This is a genomic window from Corynebacterium canis (assembly GCF_030408595.1).
GTDB lineage: Bacteria > Actinomycetota > Actinomycetes > Mycobacteriales > Mycobacteriaceae > Corynebacterium > Corynebacterium canis.
Window position 1 is genome coordinate 2,356,426 of sequence record NZ_CP047080.1, and the last position, 24,143, is coordinate 2,380,568.

At 58.7% G+C, this 24,143-nt stretch carries 24 protein-coding genes; 5 read left to right on the forward strand and 19 right to left on the reverse strand.

Going from position 1 to position 24,143, the window contains the following annotated elements; translation table 11 throughout:
* Positions 1-83 precede the first annotated feature (83 nt).
* Positions 84-347, forward strand: a complete 264-nt coding sequence (gene rpsT / locus CCANI_RS10425; RefSeq protein ID WP_146323552.1) for a 30S ribosomal protein S20 — start codon at positions 84-86, stop codon at positions 345-347.
* An 80-nt stretch (positions 348-427) separates the two neighbouring features.
* Here rpsT and holA read toward each other — a convergent pair whose 3' ends face one another.
* The 5 genes from holA to CCANI_RS10450 all read right to left on the reverse strand — a co-directional run bounded on the left by holA (position 428) and on the right by CCANI_RS10450 (position 5,394).
* The gene (holA, locus tag CCANI_RS10430; protein WP_146323671.1) at positions 428-1,372 is read right to left on the reverse strand and encodes a DNA polymerase III subunit delta; all 945 of its coding nucleotides are present in this window, start codon (positions 1,370-1,372) and stop codon (positions 428-430) included.
* A 12-nt stretch (positions 1,373-1,384) separates the two neighbouring features.
* Positions 1,385-2,218: a TspO-related membrane protein gene (locus tag CCANI_RS10435; RefSeq protein WP_494337370.1), complete on the reverse strand. Its 834-nt coding sequence runs from the start codon at positions 2,216-2,218 to the stop codon at positions 1,385-1,387.
* A gap of 195 nt (positions 2,219-2,413) precedes the next feature.
* A complete protein-coding gene (locus tag CCANI_RS10440) occupies positions 2,414-4,066 on the reverse strand; it encodes a ComEC/Rec2 family competence protein (protein WP_146323550.1) in 1,653 nt (550 codons plus the stop codon).
* Positions 4,063-4,737: a ComEA family DNA-binding protein gene (locus CCANI_RS10445; protein WP_146323549.1), complete on the reverse strand. Its 675-nt coding sequence runs from the start codon at positions 4,735-4,737 to the stop codon at positions 4,063-4,065. Before CCANI_RS10445 ends, CCANI_RS10440 begins: the two co-directional genes overlap by 4 nt.
* Before the next feature lie 147 nt (positions 4,738-4,884).
* Positions 4,885-5,394 carry a ComEA family DNA-binding protein gene (locus tag CCANI_RS10450; protein ID WP_146323548.1) on the reverse strand — a complete coding sequence of 170 codons (510 nt, stop codon included), beginning with the start codon at positions 5,392-5,394 and terminating at the stop codon, positions 4,885-4,887.
* Positions 5,395-5,684: 290 nt separating this feature from the next.
* Between CCANI_RS10450 and CCANI_RS10455 the strand changes: the two genes are divergently transcribed.
* Positions 5,685-6,959 carry an alpha-hydroxy acid oxidase gene (locus CCANI_RS10455; RefSeq protein ID WP_146323547.1) on the forward strand — a complete coding sequence of 425 codons (1,275 nt, stop codon included), beginning with the start codon at positions 5,685-5,687 and terminating at the stop codon, positions 6,957-6,959.
* A gap of 159 nt (positions 6,960-7,118) precedes the next feature.
* On the opposite strand, the gene CCANI_RS10460 is transcribed toward CCANI_RS10455, so the two are convergent.
* The gene (locus tag CCANI_RS10460; protein WP_290210929.1) at positions 7,119-7,901 is read right to left on the reverse strand and encodes a transposase family protein; all 783 of its coding nucleotides are present in this window, start codon (positions 7,899-7,901) and stop codon (positions 7,119-7,121) included.
* Positions 7,902-8,242: 341 nt separating this feature from the next.
* On the opposite strand from CCANI_RS10460, the gene CCANI_RS10465 reads away from it, so the two are divergent.
* On the forward strand, positions 8,243-9,013 hold the full coding sequence (locus tag CCANI_RS10465; protein ID WP_290211123.1) for a DUF4352 domain-containing protein: 771 nt from the start codon (positions 8,243-8,245) through the stop codon (positions 9,011-9,013).
* 19 nt (positions 9,014-9,032) lie between these two features.
* Here the strand turns inward: CCANI_RS10465 and CCANI_RS10470 are convergent, their stop codons facing one another.
* The 8 genes from CCANI_RS10470 to CCANI_RS10505 all read right to left on the reverse strand — a co-directional run bounded on the left by CCANI_RS10470 (position 9,033) and on the right by CCANI_RS10505 (position 16,383).
* Positions 9,033-9,848 (reverse strand): DegV family protein, encoded by an 816-nt coding sequence (locus CCANI_RS10470; RefSeq protein WP_146325778.1) that lies wholly within the window; start codon positions 9,846-9,848, stop codon positions 9,033-9,035.
* 22 nt (positions 9,849-9,870) lie between these two features.
* Positions 9,871-10,590 carry a histidine phosphatase family protein gene (locus tag CCANI_RS10475; RefSeq protein ID WP_146325777.1) on the reverse strand — a complete coding sequence of 240 codons (720 nt, stop codon included), beginning with the start codon at positions 10,588-10,590 and terminating at the stop codon, positions 9,871-9,873.
* Positions 10,587-11,054, reverse strand: a complete 468-nt coding sequence (rsfS, locus tag CCANI_RS10480) for a ribosome silencing factor (protein ID WP_146325776.1) — start codon at positions 11,052-11,054, stop codon at positions 10,587-10,589. The genes CCANI_RS10475 and rsfS overlap by 4 nt, the downstream gene beginning before the upstream one ends.
* A gap of 57 nt (positions 11,055-11,111) precedes the next feature.
* Positions 11,112-11,762, reverse strand: a complete 651-nt coding sequence (nadD, locus tag CCANI_RS10485; protein ID WP_146325775.1) for a nicotinate-nucleotide adenylyltransferase — start codon at positions 11,760-11,762, stop codon at positions 11,112-11,114.
* 562 nt (positions 11,763-12,324) lie between these two features.
* Positions 12,325-13,413 carry a DDE-type integrase/transposase/recombinase gene (locus CCANI_RS10490; protein WP_290211129.1) on the reverse strand — a complete coding sequence of 363 codons (1,089 nt, stop codon included), beginning with the start codon at positions 13,411-13,413 and terminating at the stop codon, positions 12,325-12,327.
* Entirely contained in the window at positions 13,413-13,913 is a 501-nt protein-coding gene (locus CCANI_RS10495; protein ID WP_146325764.1) for a transposase, read from the reverse strand. Before CCANI_RS10495 ends, CCANI_RS10490 begins: the two co-directional genes overlap by 1 nt.
* Positions 13,914-14,691: 778 nt before the next feature.
* Positions 14,692-15,015, reverse strand: coding sequence for a hypothetical protein (locus CCANI_RS10500; RefSeq protein WP_146325763.1), 324 nt, complete (start codon positions 15,013-15,015; stop codon positions 14,692-14,694).
* 90 nt (positions 15,016-15,105) lie between these two features.
* Positions 15,106-16,383 carry a glutamate-5-semialdehyde dehydrogenase gene (locus tag CCANI_RS10505; protein ID WP_146325762.1) on the reverse strand — a complete coding sequence of 426 codons (1,278 nt, stop codon included), beginning with the start codon at positions 16,381-16,383 and terminating at the stop codon, positions 15,106-15,108.
* A gap of 81 nt (positions 16,384-16,464) precedes the next feature.
* Here CCANI_RS10505 and CCANI_RS10510 point away from each other — a divergent pair, with 81 nt between their 5' ends.
* Entirely contained in the window at positions 16,465-17,310 is an 846-nt protein-coding gene (locus tag CCANI_RS10510) for a hypothetical protein (RefSeq protein WP_146325761.1), read from the forward strand.
* Here the strand turns inward: CCANI_RS10510 and proB are convergent.
* From proB to obgE, 5 genes are all read right to left on the reverse strand, one after another.
* A complete protein-coding gene (gene proB / locus CCANI_RS10515) occupies positions 17,307-18,410 on the reverse strand; it encodes a glutamate 5-kinase (protein WP_146325765.1) in 1,104 nt (367 codons plus the stop codon). The two genes, CCANI_RS10510 and proB, sit on opposite strands and share 4 nt — an antisense overlap.
* Positions 18,411-18,510: 100 nt before the next feature.
* Positions 18,511-19,359: an ABC transporter permease gene (locus tag CCANI_RS10520; RefSeq protein ID WP_146325760.1), complete on the reverse strand. Its 849-nt coding sequence runs from the start codon at positions 19,357-19,359 to the stop codon at positions 18,511-18,513.
* Between the two features lie 204 nt (positions 19,360-19,563).
* On the reverse strand, positions 19,564-20,346 hold the full coding sequence (locus tag CCANI_RS10525; RefSeq protein ID WP_290210929.1) for a transposase family protein: 783 nt from the start codon (positions 20,344-20,346) through the stop codon (positions 19,564-19,566).
* On the reverse strand, positions 20,343-21,134 hold the full coding sequence (locus tag CCANI_RS10530) for an ABC transporter ATP-binding protein (protein ID WP_146324169.1): 792 nt from the start codon (positions 21,132-21,134) through the stop codon (positions 20,343-20,345). The genes CCANI_RS10525 and CCANI_RS10530 overlap by 4 nt, the downstream gene beginning before the upstream one ends.
* A gap of 283 nt (positions 21,135-21,417) precedes the next feature.
* Positions 21,418-22,920 (reverse strand): GTPase ObgE, encoded by a 1,503-nt coding sequence (obgE, locus tag CCANI_RS10535; protein WP_146324168.1) that lies wholly within the window; start codon positions 22,918-22,920, stop codon positions 21,418-21,420.
* Between the two features lie 103 nt (positions 22,921-23,023).
* Here obgE and CCANI_RS10540 point away from each other — a divergent pair, with 103 nt between their 5' ends.
* On the forward strand, positions 23,024-24,064 hold the full coding sequence (locus CCANI_RS10540; protein ID WP_146324167.1) for an LLM class flavin-dependent oxidoreductase: 1,041 nt from the start codon (positions 23,024-23,026) through the stop codon (positions 24,062-24,064).
* The last annotated feature ends 79 nt before the right edge of the window (positions 24,065-24,143 follow it).

A 24,143-nucleotide genomic window follows, 5' to 3' on the forward strand; every position in this document is an offset into this window, starting at 1 on the left:
CACACGCAGCTCGGCGCCGCGCGCCTAACAATCCTGGCAGGCGTCGCATCACATTCGATCAAGACCAAGAGGTATTTTCTTTCATGGCTAACATTAAGTCCCAGATCAAGCGCATCAAGACCAACGAGAAGCGCCGCGTCCGCAACCAGGCTATTCGCTCTGCTGTTCGCACCGAGATCCGCAAGTTCCGCGAGGCCGTCGAGGCTGGCGACAAGGCTGCGGCGGAGACCCAGCTCCGTGTTGCTTCCCGCGCCCTGGACAAGTCCGTGACCAAAGGTGTGTTCCACCGCAACAACGCCGCGAACAAGAAGTCTCGCATGGCTCGCGCCTTCAACAAGATGGCCTAAACGCGTCTGCCTAGCTTTGCGCTAGGTTCCCGCACTGTGACCCGCGCCGTATTCGGCGTGGGTTTTCCATTTCTCGCACGCTACCCCGCAAGCTCCGCGATCTCGCGCACGGCTGTTTCGATTGCGTATTCGGGGTCGGCGCCGTGGCCTTTGACGGCGGCGTCGAGCTCCCCGACGATTATGACGGCTTTCGACACCGCGTCCCCCGACCAGCGTCGAGCCATGCGGGCAATCTTGTCTACTTTCCAGGCTGGCACGCCAGCGGCGCCCGCGAGCTGATAGGTATTGACGGCCCCGCGCGTTGTGTACAAGCGTGCGATTGCCCCGACATTTCCGGAGAGCGCGGCGGCCAGCACGACGGGGCTTATGCCGAGTTGCAGGGCGCGTCGTGTGGAGGCGACCGCTCGGACGGTTTGCCCCGTGCAGGCGAGGTCGGCGATGTCGAAGCCGCTGACCTCGGCCACCCCGGCGTAATACGCATGGACTTTTTCTACGGTGACTTCACCGCCCGTATCCGCAACGAGTTGGCTCACCGCCGATGCCAATTCCCGCAGGTCACTGCCGACGCCCTCAAGGACCGCATGCACGACGTCCGGCGTTACCTTCACTCGGTGCCGTCGGAATTCTGCCATGACAAAGCCAGGGCGATCCTTTGCGGAAATCTGTGCGACCTCGTGGACCTCGGCCACCTTGCGGAATTGTTTTACCATTGCCTTCGTGCGACCGCCGCCGGAATGCCGGATCAGCAGGAAGATGCCGGGGGCGGGGTGCTGCGCGGCGTCGAGAAGCAATTGGGCGGGTTCTTTGCCGGCTTCGTCGGTATTGGTGAGCACCAGAATGCGGTCCTCGGCAAACAGGGAGGGGCTGAGCAGGCCTGCGAGCTCACTCGGTTTAATATCGCCGGCACGCAGCGAAGTTACGGGAACATCGCCGCCCGCCTGGCGTCGAATCTGCGCGGTGAGTTCCTGGCAAGTGCGTTCCGCGAGGAAAGGCTCATCGCCGACGATCAGGTGAACTGGGGCAATCACACGACCATCCTAGGCGCGATGCCGGTATTGCAACACCCCGACGCCCACCGCATTCGCGATCGTCACCGCGAGGGTGGCCGCGAGGAGCACGACTATGGCGGAGTGGGAACCCACGCCCTCGTCTCCGACAATATGTTTGATTAGGATGCCGAACACTGCCCACACCAACACCAGCGAATACGCCAAATCACGCAGATACACCGAATTCCAAATGCCCATGCTCAGCCCCACGAACAACGCCGCGCCAAGCCAAAACGATTGGTTTTCAAACAGCGGATGCCAGCCGATGCTTACCAGCCACGCCTTCACATTGGCTATCACCGCGATGGTGATCCAGCCGAAGTACACCATAAACGGCAGCACGACGCAGCAATAGTCCGCCGTGGAACGCTCCTCATAAGTGGCCTTGTGCACTTGGCGGACAATCATCGAAAGCACTACAAATAGCGCAATAATCAAAAGCAATGAGGCGTCAATGGCGCGATAATGCCAGGCGAGAATCCAGCCGATATTCATCAGACAAGTAGCGATAAATAGCACTCCAATTCGGAGAAAAATATCCTTGTCCACCAGCGAGAACAGGCGCCGCCGAATCGGCGAAAATTGGTACGCAACATAGCATATAAGAAGCCCGTAAATAACGATCCAAATGGAAAAGGTAAAATCAGCCGGCGTGAAATAGTTGACGTACCGCTCGGAAACCTCACCCGTGGTGAAACCGCCGATGCGCAGGGTGTTTGCAATGATGTTCATTACCAAGGTGAGTGCAAGCGCAACTACGCATAACCATTTAAGCGCCCTTTCTTCCCGTAATCTGGCGCTTGAATCAGCTGCGAAAATCACGGCCCACTCCTTTTTTCAACGAACCTCGACGCCGAGCGACTCTGGAAGGCAATGACTGCACTGCAGATAAACGCCAAAACATCCGGAACGCCGTTCTTAACATCAATTGTAACGAATATAAACAAACAAGTCAGTACTCCACACGCACATTAGGGACACGTTCACCACCCGAATTCATCGCATCAAACACGTGCACTAAAATCTGCCGTCGCGCGCATGTTGTGTGCCATCGCTATACAGCGCCACCTCCCCGTCACGATTCGGGTACAGCACCGGAACTCCGCCTTTGGTACGCGTCGGGCGGTCGCGGGCCTTCCCGCCGCCATCGAGCACCACCACCGCATCGGTCCCCGCGGGTGGCTCATAATCGCCGCCGATCTTTTGTTCGGTTACCACATTGAGCTGATGGAGCGGGATTTCCTCCGGACGATCCCCCAGCGGGACCCCGGGCAGCAGCCACACCAGCGTCGCCGCAGCGGCCCCGCCAAGCACCCAGCGCCCCCACCCTCGATAGAACAGGTATACGATCCACGCGCTGCCGAGCAGCACCCAGGATACCGGCGCGCTCAGCTGCGGCCCGTGCAAGGTCACCGCCACCAAGTGAATCCACCGCGCACACGGCTCCACGAGAAAGAGCGCAATTGATTCCAAACCGCCGGGCAATAACGAACAGCCCACCGCGACCAACCCCAACACGGTAATCACACCCACCACGGGGGCCGCAAGTATGTTCGCCAATACGGAGACCAGCGGGATCGTGCCGGTCACCATCGCGAGTATCGGCGCGGTCACCACGTCGGCCGCGATCGCCACCCCGAGCGCGCGCACCACCACATCCGGCATTCTGCGTCCGAACAGACTTACGCGCGCAAGGGCAGGCACCAGCAGGGGTTGCAAGGCGACTATCCCGCCGGTGGCCGCAACCGACAAGGCAAAACCGTATTGCACGGCGAGGTCGCTATCCCACAACACAAGGCCGCACACCGCAAGGCTCAAGCCATGAATCGGTTGCATTTTCGAACTATTTATCACCGCAAGCAAGCCGACCATACCGGTCACCCCGGCGCGCAACACGCTCGGCTCCAGCCCCACAAGCCCTAGGAATCCGATCAGCGCGACCGCCGCCGCGAACACCTGCACACGAGGCGAAAGTGTGAGCAAACGCGCGGCGGTAAACACGATGGTAACCACCAGCGCAACATTGGAACCGCTGACCGCCGTGAGGTGCGAAAGCCCCGTTTCGATATACAGGTGCCGGTCCGCCTCCGATTGCATGTTCGTATCGCCGAGCACCATGCCAGGCACCAACCCACGCGCCTCGGCCCCCAACCAAAATTCGGAAGCTTGAGCGAATGTATGGCGCACGTGGCCCGTGATCGCCTGCCAACCTTGCGGCGGCGCCACAACGGTGAGATCCCGCGCCGTCAGCAACTCCGCAACCAACCCGGCGCGCTCGCTCGGCCGCGCCTGAACCGTCGCCTCCACGGTCGCACCGGCCGCTGGGGGCGCAGCCCCGCGAAACAGCACGGGCAGCGTCACCGGGTAGCCTTGGTCATCGACCTTGAGCAGCCATAACTCATCGCTCAGACGTTTGGGATGATCGGCGATCACACCACGCAGACGTTCCGGCGTATCGACGCCCACCGCACGCACACGCAGCTGGGAGATCACCGTAGCCACGCTTCCGCCGCACCCCAAGAGGATCGCTTGGCCGAAGCTCCGCAGCGCCACTGCACCGAGAGAAGATGCGATTACCAGTGCGATCGCCACGCCGGGGTGGCGTAGCACCACCATGGCGGTGGCGGCCCACAAGAGCGCCGCCAATGGCACGAGGCGGAGCTCGCTCATAGCGTGACAAGGTCTTTTACCTGCTCAAACTTGGCGGATCCAATCCCCTTCACCTCCTGCAATTGATCGACGCTGGCGAACCCTCCGTGCGCCTCGCGGAATTCGATAATCGCCTGCGCGGTCTTTTCGCCCACTCCGGGAAGTTGTTGCAATTCCTCCGCAGAGGCGGTGTTGAGGCTTGTGGAGCCCGACCCGGGGACGGCGGGGTTCGCCCCGGGTGCCCCTGGGATGGGGACCGGTTGCCCCTGCGGAGGCACCACGATCTGCATCCCGTCGGTAACTTTCTGCGCCTGATTGACCGCAAGGATGTTCGCCTCCGGCTTGGGCCCAGCGTGCGCTAAGGCATCCGCAATGCGCGCATCCGGCGCCAACGTGACAAGACCAGGGCGTTCCACCTCGCCCACCACGGAAACCACCGCCTCGCTCGGCGGGGCGGCCGCCGCGGTGGAGGCCATCAATGCGGAAGGAAACGCCTGTTCAGGGGCGGAGGTAAGGGCCGGACGGGACCACAACACGTAGCCCACCAGCCCGGCGACCAAAACGACGCCCAATATCACCGCCTGCTTTATTGAAACCCCAAGCCGCGGTGTGGGGTATTCCACATCCAACAGCTCTTCCTCGCCGGTGGGAGCCGTAAATTCCTTTAACCGATCGCGTGTATTCGTACCCATACCCCGCACGCTAACCGCAAATGACCAGCGGCAACAGGGTTTGAAGCAACCCGCTGAGCAAACCTGTGGAATTTGGTAGGTTATCCACAGGCCACGGCATTAGCAACCGCAAAAACCTTGCCTTCGGGGCGCGAATGAGGTATTGCGCTAGATGGTCACCAAGCTTTCCAACCAGCGAAATTTCTCCTGCCCGATGCCGCGCACCTTGCGCAGCTCATCAAGGCTTTGAAAACCACCGTGGGCTTCCCTGTACTCCACGATGGCGTGCGCAGTCACGGTACCCACGCCGGGCAGGCTATCCAGCATGTCAAACGTGGCGGTATTGATATTGATTTTCCCCTCATCGACGGGGTCATCTTCCGCCGCAGGCTCCGCAATCTGTGCGGCCGAGTCGGCGGGTTCGGCGGGGGCGGCAGGCGCGACGTCGACAAGCGAAACAGGTTCGCAAAACGCAATCGGGGTGGGCAACGCGGGCTTGTTTTCGCTGGTCGGAAGCGATAGGACGGCCGATTGGGGGCGCCTGCAAAATTGCGAAAAATACACATAGCAGCCGACGCCGACCGCGAACATCAGACCCCACTTCAGCCAGGATGGCGGTGCGTGTTTATCTTCGATTTCCTGCTGTTGACCGCGGTTTTCGCCTGCAACTGTTGCCATACATCTACGCTAGACAACCAACCATGCTTTAGTCAGTGGGTTGCAGCACATTTTAGGGTAATTATCCAAATTCTGCTACCTGTTTCACACGCGCTACCGGCGGCGCCGTCGCCTGTGCCCTCGAACGTTTGGGCAAATGAAGCGTGATGTGCCACGGGAATCGTGGAGTTCGGGCGGTTAACAAGCAAATCACATACCTAATTGATTTAGGTAAGGGTATCCTGTCATGGACAGGGTTTTTAGGTGGGCCTTTCGGCTCACCCCATACATACATCGAAGGAAGGAACCCGATGGCTCACGTCAAACGGCAACTACCCAACCCGAATGAAATCTTTGAGCTACTGAAGTTCAAAAAGCTGGACCTCAACCTGAAGCGCGCCCGCCTGCAAGACGCACAAACGATCGATGACCTCCGCAAGATCGCCAAGCGGCGCACGCCGGCGGCGGCCTTCGACTACACCGACGGTGCCGCGGACGACGAGATCTCGATGAACCGCGCCCGGCAGGCATTCAGGGACGTGGAATTCCATCCATCCATCTTGAAAGACGTATCCAAAGTGGATACCTCCTGCGAGGTGTTCGGCGGACCATCCGCACTACCGTTCGGCATTGCGCCAACCGGATTTACGCGCCTTATGCAGACCGAAGGCGAGCTCGCCGGCGCCGCGGCCGCAGGCAGGGCGGGCATCCCATTCTGCCTTTCCACATTGGGCACCACCTCCATCGAGGATGTGAAAGCCGCCAACCCCAACGGCCGCAACATGTTCCAGCTGTACGTGATGCGAAAGCGCGAAATCTCCTACGGCTTGGTCGAACGTGCGGCCAAAGCGGGATTTGACACACTGTTTTTTACGGTGGATACGCCCGTGGCCGGGGCCCGCCTGCGCGACAAACGCAATGGCTTCTCCATCCCGCCGCAGATTTCGCTTGGCACCGTGCTCAACGCTATCCCCCGCCCATGGTGGTGGCTCGACTTCATCACCACCCCAACGTTGTCCTTCGCATCGCTGACCAGCACCGGAGGCACAGTCGGCGAGCTACTCAACGCGGCGATGGACCCCTCGATCCAATTCTCCGACCTAGAAGAAATCCGCGCCATTTGGCCCGGCAAGCTCGTGGTCAAGGGCGTGCAGAATGTGGAGGATTCCAAGAAGCTCGCGGACCTCGGCGTGGATGGCATCATCCTGTCCAACCACGGCGGCCGCCAGCTCGATCGCGCACCTGTTCCCTTCCACCTCGTGCCGGAAGTGGTGCGTGAGGTGGGCAAGGACCTGGACGTCACCATGGACACCGGCATTATGCACGGCGCCGATATCGTCGCCGCGCTTGCCGTTGGCGCCAAATTCACCTTTATCGGCCGCGCATACCTGTACGGCCTGATGGCAGGCGGTGAAGCCGGCGTCGATCGTGCCATTGAAATCCTGGCGGAACAGGTGCGCCGCACCATGCAATTGCTGCAGGTAGAAACCATCGATGAGCTCGGCCCGCACCACGTCACTCAGCTGACGCGCTTAAAGCCGCGCAATATCGGTGAAGACGCCCGCCTCGACCGCGGACTGCTGTAACCACCACACCGTGTAAGCGATACACACTGGCCCCCGCACCAAAGCAGCGACAAAATCGCACATGCGCGAGCTGCTGCGGGGGCCAAACCTATGCCTCGGGGGAACGCCAATGTTTCCGCTTTACTTATCGGGCACATGAACGGAAACAAAGAAGGTTATTCAGGGGTTTCTGTAGAAGAATAGCTTGGTAAGGGTTTGTATTGTGCGCTTCGTGGTGGCTATGGGTAATCGGCAGTCGGTGTGAAGTATTCGCCAGTTTTTGATGTGGGCGATTGCTTGTTCGACGACCCAGCGGATGGATGCAAGAGCGTTGTTGAAGCGCTGCTGCCAGGGTTCGAGAACCTTTTGCCCGTTGTTGCGTTTCTGGGGGATGTCAAAACCAGTACCTACGTACCCAAGGTCGGCGGTGACATAGTCGCCTGGCAACACGGTGGTGATGCCCAGCTTATCTGCGATGCGCTTATCGTGAGATCTCCCAGGCATTGGCGGGCTGATGTACTCGATATTGCCGTTCTGGTCGGTCAAGACTGCGAGGTTGTGGCCGGTGGCTTTGCGTTTGCCGCTGATCAACTGTTGTTGCCCTTTCCATGACCAGCATGGGACCAATGTCCCATCGAGGACGCGATGGCGCGTTGGTACGAGGTCTTCCACGGTTGGTGCGGTTGGGAGAAAGCGTTCCAGAAGGTCAAGGACTGCGTTGATGGCGCGGGAAATCGTGGGTTGGGACACCCCATAGATCGTGGCGATCACACGTTGCGGGAGATTTTCGCTCCAGTAGTAGACCAAAGCGCATTCCAGGCTACTGACTAACCCCAAACTAAGGGGGCAATGATGTGTATAACCTGCGGTTTCGATGTCGTTGGCTAGCGCGATAATCTCATCAGTCGAACATTTGCTAGTATTGGCCCAGCGGTACAAGGCATTTGTGTTTTGTTTTGTCATAGATTCATTATGCGGAACCTTGTATCGCCTTTGCTATGTTCGGGGGTATTGAGGTCGGAAAGTCCACCCGGCAAAACCCCAGCGGTTGAATAACCCTCAAACATTGATAGCCCTTCTTTATATTTAGCAAAACTGCATTTTTATGCCTTTTGGGGGAATTGTAAAATAGCAACATTGTTAATAAGCGGCGAATCTGATCTGTTGCGAAATCCCAAAAGACATCAGACGTTATTACCCCCAGAATTCACCCCTAATGAATCTTAGGAAAATCTATTACTAGAGTAAATTCTGGGTCTAATATATTCTTGTGTTGTTCGATACGAAGGCAGTAATACATCATTTTGTTTGATAAAGGAGCAGCGATGACCACGCCACAAGAACCCAATGAAACTCCCGAGAACTCCGCAGGTCAGCAGCCTTCCTTCCCTCATGCTTCCAATCCGTTTGCGGTTCCGCAGGCGAACTACAACGCCCAGCAACCCGCCGGATACCCGCAAGGGCAGCCGCAATTCAACCCCCAAGGGTATCCTCAGAATTTTGGTCAGATGCCGCAACAACCTAAGAAAAACAGCGGCTGTTTAAAATGGGGATTGATCATTGTCGGCATCTTTGTATTGTTGACAATCATTAGCGTTATCATCGCGGTAGTCGCGTTTGTCAATAACAGTGATTCCTCTTCTTCAGGCCAGGCCACCAGCACAACGCAAAACGCCGACGCGGTCGGAGGAACCCAAAACGCCGATAACCTCAGCGTCGGGGATACCTTTAACGGCAGTGACGGCCTGAAAATCACCGTTAGCTCCTTCGAGGTTATTGAAACACCTATCCTCGGCCCGCATTCCTGCGCGCTCATCACCTATGTGAATGAAGGATCGGGCGAGGCTAATTTCGAGCAGTTCTTCGATTGGTCTTTGCAGAACCCCAGCGGTGTGATTGATCAACCCACGTACGCGGGCGAAAACGACCTGCAGAGCGGCAAACTTGCCCCCGGCGGCACCGTTTCCGGAAATGTCTGCTTCGACACCACGGAACCCGGCGAATACTCCCTAACATACGAGCCGACGCTTAGCCTGTTCTCCACCGATAAGGCAACGTGGAAGGCTCCCCTCTAGGCCCACCGCGACGCAACACCTACACAGCGGTTTCCTCGGTCGGGCTTGGCGCATCCATCACCACCGTGATGGCTATCGCGCCTGGCCCGGAGTGAACCGCGAGCACCTGTTCCATTTCGATGATGTCGATTTCATTGGGATCGACCAGCCCCAACGCTGCCACCAGCATATCGCGGAGTTTGCGTACGGCCTCGCGGGCCTCGTGCTGCGCCAGCGTGATACTGGCGTGGCCGTCGCCGATTTTCGCGGCCACGATCTCCACGATTTTGGTAAATGCTTTCGCCTGGGTGCGGGTCTTGCCCACCACCTCCAACCTGCCATCGTTCAAATGCATGATCGGCTTCGTAGCAAGCGCGGTGGACACCAGCGCGGTGGTCGCGGACACGCGCCCGGATTTCCGCAGTTCATCGATGCGGTGGACATACAGCCAGGTTTCGGAACGATCCAGCACATCGACGGCGACCTCAGCGCAAGTATCCAGATCGTCTCCGGCCAGCGCACGCTCGGCGGCCGCGATCGCGGCTTTCCCAAGGCTCATGCCAACGCTGTTCGTATCCACCACCCGCACCCCGCCTTCGAACACACCGGCGGCCGTGACCGCATTCGACCAAGTGGCCGAAAGCTCCTTCGAGATATGTAACGCCACCACCCCGTCGTCGCCTCCGCGTTCGAGTTGTCGGGCGTAACAGGCGACGAGTTCTAGGGGATTCAATCCCGAGGTAGAACGATCCCCTCCCGTCTGTACCACGTGCAGATCCACAACGGTGATGCCAAATTTTTCCGCCACGGCTTCGGGCAGGCAGGCGGATGAGTCGGTGACTACGCGAACAGCCACTTCGGCCCCTTCACAAATTGATCTAGCGGTCGAGTTCCAAACCTAGCGCCACACCCATATTCCAGCCATCGAGATACCACTGGGGGTCGTGGATATTGGTTTCGTCAAAACGTGCGTCAGCAACCACGGGATCGCCTTCGCCGTCAGCATCAAGGCTACCGTCATAATAGCGAGGCCGCGCGGTGAGCCGCGCCCAACATGTGTTCTTCAGCCCAGAAAACATGATGTAGTCCTCGTTTTTGGTCAACCCCAGCAGGCTGGCGGTCAATGCGCTGATGGTTCCACCGTGGGCAACGATAAGCACCGCACGATCCTCCCACTCGGGCAGATCGCGCATCAGTTCGTCCACAACTTCGCGGGCGCGGGCGGCGACCTCCAACCGGGTTTCCCCACCCGGCGGGGCCCAAGTCACATCGTGACGCCACCGCGCGCGGGCGCCCGGATACTTAGCGTCCACATCCTTGTGGCGTTGCCCCTGCCATTGCCCCAGGTTCGTTTCACGAAGCCGCGGATCGGTGACCACCGGGACGTCGATAAGCCGACTTACCTCGAGCGCAGTGTCGTAAGCGCGGCTCAGGTCCGAAGATAAAATCGCGCATATGTTCTTCTGCGAGAGGTAGCGGGCGGCATTGTAAGCCTGTTCGATACCGAATTCGCTGAGCTTAGTGTCCAGCTGCCCCTGCATTCGGCGGCTGGCGTTATACTCCGTTTGCCCGTGGCGCAATAAATAGAGGCGCCTCACAGCTCGTCCGCATCCGGCTCTTTATCCGCCAACGGAATTTCGTCTATCGACGCCACGTTCCGCACGTCCACGTCACCCGCCCACGCCTCAGGGCGAACGGGAGTATCGATCCCCGCAATATCCACGAGGGGACAATCGCGCCACAGGCGATCAAGCGCATAGAACTCACGTTCTTCCTTGCGCTGAATGTGGATCACCACATCGCCATAATCGAGCAACGCCCAGCGGCCTTCGCGGACCCCCTCACGGCGCACGGGCTTCGCCCCCAATTCGCGCAGCTTATCCTCCACCTCGTCAACAATCGCGCTCACCTGGCGTTCGTTATCGGCGGAAACAATGACGAAGCAATCAGTAATAATCAGCTGATCCGAGACGTCAATCACCGCGATTTCTTGGCCGCGCTTATCATCCGCCGCAAGCGCGGCAGTGCGAGCCAACGAAAGAGAGTAATCAGAAGCAGTCACACTAGTCCTTATAGTTTTGGTTACCGGTCAAGTCTCCCACAAGAAACCTGGTTGAAGCTAGTCACGCGACACCGCGTGTTGATACAGGCGATGCTTGGCAATGTACTGAACCACCCCGTCCGGAACCAAGTACCACACCGGGCGACGGGCGGCTGCGCGCACCCGGCAATCCGTAGACGAGATCGCCATCGCCGGGATCTCCACCAATGACACCCTACTCCCCTGCTCCACGGGGAGATCGTGCGCGAGTTCGTACCCCGGCCGCGTCACTCCGACAAAATGCGCTAGTTCAAACATATGTTCCCAGTTGTGCCAGGTGACGATCTTCGCCAGCGCGTCCGCACCGGTAATAAAGTACAGCTCCGCGTTAGGATACACCTTCCGCAGGTCATGAAGGGTATCCACGGTATAGGTCGGCCCGCCGCGATCAATATCCACGCGGCTCACGTGAAAACGCGGGTTCGACGCCGTGGCGATCACCGTCATCAGGTAACGATGCTCAGCCGCAGTGACCTGCCGGTCCGCCTTTTGCCACGGTTGCCCCGTGGGCACAAACACCACCAGGTCCAACCCGAACCGATCCGCCACCTCAGAGCCCGCGACGAGGTGCCCATTATGGATCGGATCGAACGTACCGCCCATAATGCCGACGCGCCGCGGGGTGGCGGCCGGACGGGACAGCGGTCCCTCGGTATTCGGAAAAGGCATAGCTGGCATTGTACCCCTGCCGCGCGGGCCACAGGCCACCCGCGAATGTGCGGACCCACACACGGTGCGGAGCCACACGCGGTGCGGACCCTCACACGGTGCGGAGCCAAACGCGCCAAAGCGACGGGATGTGTTCTGCACTTCTGCGCGGCCGGTGCCCGCGCGTTTGACAGCACTAGAAACGCTGCCAGACCCGACAGGGCGACGCCCGCCGCACCTAGTTCTGAGACACATCGGCTCCGGCTCGGTGGGGCATATACAACCATATGTTTTGATCAATTTAAGAGTGCCGCCCTAGCAGCCATTCTGCGGCCTTGAAATTCGCTACCCTTGTTGGACCATTACTGCGCCTCAATAATCGCGCCATTTTAACATGGTAGGCCATCCACAACCTATCGGTACGCCAGGAGTTGAACGGTGTCTACCGATATTTTTTACATCAAAATCCAGAAATCTGTGTAAAAAATATCGCGGCAGCGGCCCTCGGCGGCCCCAGATGATGAAAATTACACCAGATCGCCGCGTGCCATTGAGTTGTGAACTTCTTTGATTGTTCTTGGTTTTATTGTACTTGGTTTTGTGGGGTTGGTGGTGGTGTTCCGATTTTGATGCCGACGGTGGCTGGTGGTGGTTGGAACATGGATCGTGGTGGGCGTCGTTGGGGGTAGGTGTTGTAGTAGATTTCTTCCTTTGCTTTGCGGTGTTTGAGTAGTGGTTTCCATTCGCCGGTGTAGACCTGTTGTGGGGTGAATCCGGCGAGGCCGCTGTGTGGGTCGTGGTTGTTGTAGGCGTCGATGATGGAGGCCATGGTGTTGGCGGCGGCCTTGATATTGGGGTAGCTGGTTAAGGCGTAGCGGTGGTGTTTGAGTGTGCGGTGGGAGGATTCTTCGAAAGGGTTGTCGTTGGATACGCCGGGGCGGATGAGTGAGAGTTCTACGCCGTTCGCGTCGAGCATTTGGCGCATTTGGGTGGAGGTCATGACAGCACCGTTGTCGGTGTGCAGGACTCGGACCTTGGTGTGGTTGAGCTGCTCGGCGGCGATGACTTGGGCGATGAGGTCGGTGGCGATGTGTTTGTCTTGGCGCAGTTGTACGGTGTGGCCGACGATTTTACGGGAGTGCAAGTCCAGCACGGTGTAGAGGTGAAATCCCTTGGTCATAAAGGATCCGGGGAGCCAGGTGATATCCCAGCACAGGACTTCGCCGGGCCGTGTCGCGGTCACTATTCGTGGTGGTTGCGGCGCCCGTGGCGCGCCGTGGCGCAGCGGGGCTGGCACCGTTTTGATTTCATTGTTCACGCGGTAAAACGTCCGCAATGAGCCGAGCAAGGGCTCCTCGGAATCGACATGGCTGAAAAAGATTTTATAGACCGATAATCCCTGCTCACGACCGTCACGAAGCAATGCGGCGATACGTTGACGCTCCGGGGCGCTAATCGTTTTCGGCGGCGCGGCCTTCGGGTGTTGTGGTGGTTTCTTCGGCCGCGGATGCCGCCGGTAATACAGGGTTGTTTTCGCAAGCCCAAGCAGCTTCAACGCTCCGTTTTGGGTATAGCCAGCCGCCGCAAGCAACTCTAAAATATGGTCTTCAAGCTTAACGAACTCATCGAAATCGGCTTGCTGCTCTGGGGAAAGTTTCCGGCCACCACGCATCAACGATCGGTATATTTTTGCATGGCGGCGATAGCTTTTCCCATCGCCTCCACCGCCTTGGCATGCGCAGTGGTGGCAGCATCCTTATCCGCAACCACCTTTTCCAATTCAGCGATCCGCGCCTCCAATTTGGCGTGACGTGTTTCCCACTTCGCGCGCGCAGTCTCCCACTTCGCGCGCTCGGTCTCCAGCTTCGCACGCTCCGCCCCCAGCTCGGCGTTAAGCGCCTCCAACTCCTGATTGCGCTGCGTCAGCCGAGAAAACTCCACGATATTTTCATCACTCATAGGAATATTTTCTCGCGGCGTTAACCCGATGTCGAGCGTGCCCGCCGCAAGCTGCCGCCGCCACAAATACAACTGCCGCGGCGTCACCCCGGCCGCCCGGAGGAACTCTCCCTTCAGACCATGCTTGGTCTCCGCATGGGCCAACACGATCTCCCGGCGCTGCTCCGCAGTAAACGTCCGGTCCGGATCTACCGGAGGGATCTGTACAGACATCTTGAACCTTCCTTCCTCATCCCCATGACCATCACGGGGAAGCTTCCGAAAGTTCACATCTTCAATGGCAAGGTACGGATCCGCGATTCTGGTGTAAAAAATTTCATGCGTAGCACACAACCTATCCCATTGGCTGCCGAACACCCCATTCGACACGATATGCACGCAGTTTCCCGGCCCAGCACGCCAACCATCGGCAAGCCACCGCAATTATGTGATAAATCCATAGCGACCGAGGCGCTCCCTAACTCCCGCAGTCGACTACAGCAAAACCTTGACGGACTGACACTAGGCGACACCCAATCCAAGCGCTTCATTCGCCACCAAGACAATAGTGATGCACATATAAATTTTGAACTCTTTAAACGATCCGTCATAGCAGCCATTCTGCGGCCTTGAAATTCGCTACCCTTGTTGGACCATTACTGCGCCTCAATAATCGCGCCATTTTAACATGGTAGGCCGTCCACAACCTATCGGCACGCCAGGAGTTGAACGGTGTCTACCGATATTTTTTACATCAAAATCCAGAAATCTGTGTAAAACATATCGCGGCGGCGGCCCCAGCCAGCCCCAGATGATGAAAATTACACCAGATCCGCGATTCTGGTGTAAAAAATTTCATGCACAGCACACAACCTATCCCCATCAGGCCAAGGTACCCTCCGCAACACCGCCTTGGCAGCGAGCGCGCGGACAAACCCAACCCAACAAGCCAACCAACAAGCCCACCCACCTAGCCCGACAAACCCACCCCACCTAGCCCAACCACCCCACCCTAACCAATTAGCCAAATAATATAGGCCACGCTCAGCCCCAGCATCGTACCCAGCGGCAGGCTGGCGCAAACCCACATCGCTACGGTGCCGCCGAGGCTTTGCCTGCCCAGAAATCCGGGGTAAATGCCCCCGAGGAACACCCCAAAGAGCGCGGCGGCGAGCACATAATCTTGGTTTGTCGCCACCACCCCCAAACCCCCGCCGGCTACGAACATTTTTACGAAGTGCCAGGCGAGCGTCCCGGCGGCGGTCATGCCAGTAAGCACCGTGAAGATGCGGATTCCCTGCCGAGTTTCCTTGGTGGTTTCGCCGTGTGTGCGCATTCCTCGTCCTTCCACTCGGGATTGAAGGTTCGTGCCGAGGCCGAGGGTATCGCGCCCGCAGCGCATGAGGCTAGAGGTTTCAGCAAACTTTTATGGCCTCATGTGACCATTGCCAGTGAGCACCCATTTACTGGACGTAAGTTCGGGAAGCGCCATGGGCCCCCGTGCGTGCAGCTTCTGCGTTGAAATGCCGATTTCCGCACCGAACCCGTATTGCTCCCCGTCGGTCCAGGCCGTGGAGGCGTTGATCATCACCGCTGCGGAGTCCACGCCATCCGCGAAGCGTTGCGCGGTGGCGATATTGCGCGTGGAGATGCCTTCGGTGTGCCCAGAGCTCCATTCCGCAATGTGTTCGATTGCCCCCTCGACGCCGGCGACGATTTGCACCGCGATGTCCATCGAAAGGTACTCTTCCGCCCAGTCCGTTTCCGCAGCTGCCACCACGTTTTCCGCACCAAACGCTTCGAGCTTTTCGACGTCCCCGTGCACCGTCACCCCTGCTGCCTGCAGCGATTCCACAACTTTGAGCTTTGCAGCGTCATCAAGCGCGGCATCGAGCAGGGCGGTTTCGGTGGCATTGCACACGCTGACGCGGCGTGTCTTCCCATTAAGTAATAGCCCAATGGCCTCGTCGAGATCGCAATCATGGTCGATATAAAAGTGGCAGTTACCGGTGCCTGTTTCAATTGTCGGGACCGTCGCTTTGGACACCACGGCGTTGATCAAACCGGCGCCGCCGCGGGGAATAACCACGTCCACGAGGCCACGGGCGGTAATTAAATCTTGCACGCTATCGTGCGTTTCGCAGGGCAGCAATTGCACGGCTGCCTGCGGTAGATCGTGCTTGGCTAGGGTTTCTTGCAGGATTTCCACCAGCACAGTATTCGAATGCTTGGCCGATTTCGAGCCGCGCAGCAGGGCGACATTGCCGGATTTTAAGGCCAACCCGAAGGCATCCACCGTGACGTTCGGGCGCGCCTCATACACCATGCCCATCACCCCGAGCGGCACCCGAACTTGCTGCATGCGAATTCCATTGGGCAGGGTTTTACCGGCCAGCACGTCTCCAACTGGGTCCGGCAGGGCCGCCACTTGGCGCAATCCGCCGGCGATGCCGACGATGCGCTCTTCCGTGAGCGCCAACCTATCTATCAGGGAATCCGGGAATCCGGCCTCCCTGCCTGCCGCTATATCCTGGGAATTCGCCCCCAAAATCCGGCTGCTTTGCTGTTCCAGCGCCTTCGCGGCGGCGTACAGCACTTTGTTTTTCACGTCGGTGGTTAACGTGGCTATCACTCGGCTGGCGGCTTTGGCGGCGCGCGCCTTGGCCAGCACCTCGTCCCGTTGTTGTTGTCGCGCGTCACTCATGGGCACAAGTGTAGCGTGCGCCCCACCGGACCCGGTTGGCAGATACGCTGGAGGGTGTAGTTATAGAAAGGACCAAAGCTCATGCGCCCCACCCTTGTGATAGCCGCCAGTATCGTGTTTATCGGCGCATGTAGCGCGCCCCTTCAGGCGAGCCCGGCAAGCACCTCAACCGCCGCCGCAAGCCCGGTGACGGTAGACTTTCACGGCAATGAGTTCCTCACCCGATTCGGGCATAGCTGCACCATCAAGGATTCCCACATCGAATGCCGGGAGGGAAAACACCAGGTAAAGCTCACCCCAAACGGGGTAAAGCACGAGGAACGCCAGCAGCCTGCCGACGAGAAACCTCAGCCGGCAATCCTACCCGTCGGCGCGCGTATTGAACGTGGACCCGCCCAGTGCACCGTCACCGAAAAGGCACTCGAGTGTTCGATTCGCGCGAAGGGGAAACGGCATTTCTTCCGCGGCGATGGGGAACGCATGGAAACGGCGTCCGGCGAGTTGTACACCACGAACACCAGGATGGAACCGCACGGCGGGGTGCTCACCGAATTCGCCGGCATGCGTGGGCACAAGTTTGCGATGCGGGACCCGGATGGCGGACAGCTCGCATGTTTTATCCCCAGCAACCAGCGGATTACCGAGGACCCCACGTTTATCATCTGCGGCGCGAAAACCAAGGACGCGCTGAGCGGCCAGTTCCGCATAGGCACCGAGTTGTCCGACCTTGGCACCGCCCGCCCCCAAGTACCGTTTGCGGACAACCCAAAGCCCGGGCCGATCACCGTTGCGCGTGACGACGTCCAGTGCGCCGGGGAAACTGCCGCGCTTATCTGCCGAACTCCGCTCGGGGAATTCCAAATCACGACCCGTCAAGCCGGCTTTGACAATATCCACCCGCTCACGGAAATGAGCGAGCAAAGCTAGGCGCGCGAGGCGTAGTCACTCAGGTAGTCCGCGTGCACGACGGGCTTGTGCATGCCCGCAGGCAGCTCGGACGTATGTTTGCCTATCATCCAGCTCAACAACTGTGAGTCATAGTTCACTTCACCGCGGCCGATAATCTCCCCGCCAGGCCCCATAATCTCTACAATCTCACCAGATTGGAACTCCCCTTCGAGGCTTTCGATGCCCACGGCGAGCAGTGACTTCCCGCCGCTGGTTACTGCGGTGACCGCGCCGGCGTCGATACGCAATGTGCCAGCGACGTCGGCGGCGTACAATGCCCAGAACTTCCACGCAGACAAGCGGTTTTTCTTTGGATAAAACACAGTACCCACCTCTGCCGCACCCAAGGCATCGGTGATGCTTGCGGCGGAGGTAAGCAGCACCGGAATGCCGCAGCGAGACGCCAACCGAGCCGCAGATACTTTCGAAGCCATGCCGCCGGTGCCCACGATGCCACCGTCGCCAGCGACCACGTTTTTAAGATCGTTGCCGTCGCGCACCTCCGCAATAAAGCGCGCATCCGGCTCGGCGGGGTTCTTATCGTACAGCCCGTCCACGTCGGAGAGCAGGATCAACGCATCGGCGGTAATAAGGTGAGCGACAATCGCCGCAAGCCTATCGTTATCGCCGAACCGCATCTCGGTGGTAGCCACTGTGTCGTTTTCATTCACAATCGGCACCGCACGCAACTGCCGCAATCGCTCAATTGTTCGCTGCGCGTTGCGGGCTCGATCGCGGCGACCCGCATCACCCGCGGTAAGCAACACCTGGCCCGTAACCCGGCCATAACGGCCAAAGCTACGCCCCCACTCATGGGCTAGGTGCACCTGACCCACGCTCGCCGCGGCCTGTTTGGTGGCAAGATCCACCGGCCGCTGCGTCAAGCCTAACGGCGCCATACCCGCCGCGATCGTGCCGGAGGACACAACAACAACGTCGGAGCCGGCTGACATGCGTGTTTGAACGGCGTCGACAAGCGCGTCAATTCGTGCAGGGTCCACCACAAAACCAGGACCCGTAAGCGACGAAGAACCCACCTTGACCACGATACGTTTGGCTTGGGAAATACGTTCCCGCAAACTCCCCGGAACGCCGTTGGACGTCTTACGCTTGGACTGATCAGACAAATACGGCGTCACCGGCAACATAGAACTCATGGGTATATGGTAATGCACACGGCTAATACCCCTGCCGCAAACGACGCCCCTGGATTTGTGCCAGCCGGCTGCCCGACTGACGGCGCGAGAGAACGGAAAGCGCACGCGGGGCAAACGCCAAACCGCCAACAAACCACAACACAGGCACCAGCAACGATTTGTACTCGACCGAACCAAACACGTTTGGAGCAAGAAGCGGACGAGTAATCTCACCAAGCCAATAAATCGGGAACACCTTCGCCACTGCGGCTACAGCATCCGGCAGAAAATCAATCGGAAACAGCACACCCGAAATAGACAAAATAAGGTACCCAACAAACATCACCGGCAACATCCACAATTGGCTTGGCGAAATCGCGCCCAACAACACCCCAATGGGCGCCACACACAACATCACAAACAATGACAGCGGGAACACCAAAAGGAACACACGTGCTGGGTCACCAACCTCAACATTAGAGAAGAAATACATGACCAGAAAAAGCAACAACACCGTAAGAAAATTGGCCAAAAACAGGGCGGAGATCTTACTGGCAATATAGCTCGACATACCGTACGGCAGAACCTTTGCGCGCAAAATTGTGCCGTTTTCCTGATCAACCATGATCTGCGAAGATACCGTCAGCATCCCCGTCATAGACAACGAAATCGCCGGTAGGGAGGCCATAACGGTGCCATAGGCGGAATCATCACCCGGCAGGTCTCCTCGAAAGTACAGGAGAAATCCAAACAGCGCCGCCGGGGCAACCACAATCAGCACAATCGCCAGCGGACGAAATTTGTGGCGGATTTCCACGCCGCTGCGAACAACGGCGCTTTTAACCAGTTGTTTGGCGCGTCGCGTGGTTTTTGATTGAGTTCCAATGCTCATTGCAATCACCACCTGCTGTCAGTTTTTGGGCTTAACTATTTCCAGGTACAGGTCTTCCAGAGAACTACGCCGCACCTCCAGATCTCGGATCGGCGTGCTCAACAATTCACGCAACATAGGTATCGGATCAGCGGTCCACGTTTCCCGGTAATCTCCCTGCGCGTCCACCCACGAAACACGCGTACCGCTATCAAAGAAGGTTATTCAGGGGTTTCTGTAGAAGAATAGCTTGGTAAGGGTTTGTATTGTGCGCTTCGTGGTGGCTATGGGTAATCGGCAGTCGGTGTGAAGTATTCGCCAGTTTTTGATGTGGGCGATTGCTTGTTCGACGACCCAGCGGATGGATGCAAGAGCGTTGTTGAAGCGCTGCTGCCAGGGTTCGAGAACCTTTTGCCCGTTGTTGCGTTTCTGGGGGATGTCAAAACCAGTACCTACGTACCCAAGGTCGGCGGTGACATAGTCGCCTGGCAACACGGTGGTGATGCCCAGCTTATCTGCGATGCGCTTATCGTGAGATCTCCCAGGCATTGGCGGGCTGATGTACTCGATATTGCCGTTCTGGTCGGTCAAGACTGCGAGGTTGTGGCCGGTGGCTTTGCGTTTGCCGCTGATCAACTGTTGTTGCCCTTTCCATGACCAGCATGGGACCAATGTCCCATCGAGGACGCGATGGCGCGTTGGTACGAGGTCTTCCACGGTTGGTGCGGTTGGGAGAAAGCGTTCCAGAAGGTCAAGGACTGCGTTGATGGCGCGGGAAATCGTGGGTTGGGACACCCCATAGATCGTGGCGATCACACGTTGCGGGAGATTTTCGCTCCAGTAGTAGACCAAAGCGCATTCCAGGCTACTGACTAACCCCAAACTAAGGGGGCAATGATGTGTATAACCTGCGGTTTCGATGTCGTTGGCTAGCGCGATAATCTCATCAGTCGAACATTTGCTAGTATTGGCCCAGCGGTACAAGGCATTTGTGTTTTGTTTTGTCATAGATTCATTATGCGGAACCTTGTATCGCCTTTGCTATGTTCGGGGGTATTGAGGTCGGAAAGTCCACCCGGCAAAACCCCAGCGGTTGAATAACCCTCAAACTTTTCCCTAAGGCTGCTCGGGCTGCCATCAGCAACAATTCCCCCGTGATTCAGCAAAATAATCCGGTTGCAAACGGCCTCCGCTTCCACCAAATCGTGCGTAGCCCAAATCACCGTTTTTTCGTTGGTGAGGGATTGCAGGGTGCCGTGGAATTTACGCCGCATACTCACATCAAACCCGGCGGTGGGTTCGTCTAGAATCAGCACGTCAGGATCCCCCATAAGTGCCGCCGCAACATCCACCCGGCGCCGTTCACCGCCGGATAGTTTGGCCAACCGCCGCCGCATCATTTCGCCTAGCCCGAGCTGTTGGACAAGGGTTTCACAGCGATTCACAGTTGCCGATTCGTAGGCGGAGCGGAGGTAGGTCAAAAATTCTTCAACGGTCCATTCACCGTGGTCGGTCCACTTTTGCAACATGAACCCCACCCGCTCTTTAAGGTGGTGCGGATCGCTGGTCGGGCGGGTACCCATAAACGAAACAGTGCCGGTGGTTGGTAAACGCAACCCGCACAGCGTTTCAATCAGCGTGGATTTTCCCGCACCATTCGGCCCCAGCAGCGCAATCTTTTCCCCAGGCCGCACCCTAAACGAAACCGCGTTCAGCGCAACCTTCTCCCCGAAAACCATACCGACATCATCGCACTTTAAAAGCACATCATTATCCGTACATTCTTTTTCATTCATCGTCGCTGACCTTTAAAAATTGTTCGGCACGCTCAATGGCTCACGAAAAAGTGCAGGTAGATAAGGGGCTTTATTCGCAAGGCTTGCCTGAGCGAATAAGAACACCTTTCGCGCGGTGGCGTGCCACCACATACAACAAAGCCTTTGGTAGAGGGTTACGTGATTAAACAAACCCTCTACCAAAGGCTTTAATTATGGACGCTACCACGGGGATTACCTGCCAGCAACCATCCTGCTTTATCAAACATGTAGCCACGCTTTACGGCCAAGGCCGAATCATCGGCTAGCCTTCCCAGCGCTCGCGGTCCGCGACTTGCCCGTCGCCGTAGTCGTATTCGTCGATCAAGCCGCGCCGCACCTGCGATGCGCGCTTACGTTCGGATGCGGAGGTGCGTTCCCTGCGCTCCAAACGCACGTCCGTTCCCCTACCGGTAAGGGGCGTATCCACGCCCGCGATGGTCGTCGGCTCCCACTCAAAGGACAGCTCTCCGATGGTGACGGTGCAACCTTCCTGGGCGCCCGCCTTCGCCAAGGCTTCCTCCACGCCGAGTTTGGCAAGGCGATCGCCGAGGTAGCCGATGGCCTCGTCGTTTTCAAAGTCGGTTTGCCGGATCCACCGCTCAGCTTTTTCGCTGCGCACCAGAAATCCACCGGGGATCTCGGGGTCCGCTTCGATAACAAATTCGCGCTGCCCGGCCACGGCCTTCGGCCGCACAATCGTCCGCTGTTCGGCCTTTTGTTTGGGCCGGTTGCGGCGGTGTTCCGCGACGATTTCCATGAGCTTATACTTCAGCGGCTCCAGCCCCTGGCGGGCGACGGTAGAGATAATAAACACCGGCCAGCCGAATTTTTCCTGCAATTCTTCCAGCACGAATTCGGCGAGCTCGCGGGCCTCCGGCACGTCCGCCTTGTTCAGGATGATCACCCGCGGCCGGTCCCGCAGATCGCCCAACCCGGTATCGGCATCCAGCGCGGATTGGTATGCGGCGAGTTCCGCCTCCAGCGCCTCAATATCGGAAATGGGGTCGCGGCCCGATTCCAGCGTCGCAGCATCCACCACGTGCGCCAATACTGCCGTACGTTCGATGTGCCGGAGGAAGTCCAACCCGAGCCCCTTGCCTTCGGAGGCGCCGGGGATCAGGCCGGGCACGTCGGCGATGGTAAAGGTATCGTGCCCAACGTTGACCACGCCGAGGTTCGGCTGCAGGGTGGTAAATGGGTAATCCGCGATCTTCGGCTTCGCGGCGGATAGCGCGGACACCAGCGAGGATTTGCCCGCCGAGGGGAAGCCCACGAGCCCGACATCGGCCATGGATTTGAGTTCTAGGATCACATCGTGGCGTTCCCCCGGTTCGCCTTTGAGTGCGAATCCCGGGGCTTTCCTTGCGCGGCTGGCCAACGCGGCGTTGCCAAGCCCACCGTGCCCGCCGGCAGCGGCGATATAGCGCATGCCCTCGGTGGTCATATCTGCCAGCACTTCGCCTTGTTCGCTCATCACCACGGTCCCCGCCGGCACCTGAAGCACAAGGTTTTGCCCGCGCGCGCCGTTGCGGTGGTCGCCCGCCCCATTGGCGCCGCGTTGGGCTTTCATATGCGGGCGAAAGTGGAAGTCCAGCAGCGTATGCACCTGCGGGCTGACCTCCAAAATAATGTCGCCGCCGTGTCCGCCGTTGCCGCCGTCAGGCCCGCCGAGCGGTTTGAATTTTTCCCTATGGATGGAGGCGCAGCCGTTCCCGCCGTCACCGGCCGACAGGTGGAGCACAACGCGGTCAACAAAGCGAGACATGAGCTTCCCTATTTCTCTATCTACTAAAGCGCTTAATAGTATCATTCCAATGCATTGCAAACCACCCGGGAATGGGTGATCCGTCAACATAGTTATATCTGGTATGAAGGCATTTGGATTTTTAAGTTTCGGCCATTACAGCATGGCCCCGGGACGCAAACCCGGCCCCCGCGAAGTACTCCACGACGCCATCGAACTTTCGGAACGTGCGGATAAGATCGGCGTGAACGGCGCCTATTTCCGCGTGCACCATTTCGCCACCCAAGGCGCCTCCCCGATGCCATTGCTTTCGGCGGTGGCGGCGCGCACCAAGCACATTGAGGTTGGCACCGGCGTCATTGACCTGCGCTACGAAAACCCGTTGTACCTCGCCGAGGAAGCTGCGGCGCTCGATTACATTGCCGACGCCCGCGTGGCCCTCGGCGTTTCCAGGGGGTCGCCCGAGGAGGCGTTGCGGGGTTGGGAGGCCTTCGGCTACACGGGCTCGCGCGACCCGCGCGGCGCCGATATAGCCCGCGACAAATTCGATCGTTTTCTCGAAGCGGTCTCCGGCAAAGGCCTCGCCGCGGCGGATCCCGCCCATTATGGCGCGGGCCTCAAGCTGCCGGTGTTGCCGCACTCCCCCGGCCTGCGGCAACGCATCTGGTGGGGCGCCGGCACCCGCGAAACGGCCGAGTGGGCCGCGGAAAAGGGCGTGAACCTGATGAGCTCCACCCTGCTTACGGAGACTCACGGCGCGGCTTTCGCCGACCTCCAGGCCGAGCAGATCGAACGTTTCCGCAAGGCGTGGAACCACGATTTCACCCCGCGCGTTTCCGTCAGCCGCACGATCTTCCCCCTAGTCACGGCCGAGGACCACCAGTTCTTTGGCCAGCACGCGCAGAGCAATGACCAGATCGGCAGCATCGACGGCTTCACCTCTACGTTCGGCCGCACCTATGCCGCCGAGCCCGACAAGCTCATCGAACAATTGCGCAATGATGCCGCGGTCATGTCCGCGGACACCCTCATGCTCACCATCCCGAATCAGCTCGGCCCAGACATCAACTTCAATATCCTGAAGAATTTCGCCGATCACGTCGCCCCCGCCCTCGGTTGGCAGCCCAATACCGCCGGTCCCGTCACCGGCTACCCCCTCCGCTAACCCACCACCGTTCGAACACAAAAACGCCGCCCCGGATGCGCGGTTTCACGCAGCGGGGCGGCGTTTTTGTATGTGTAAG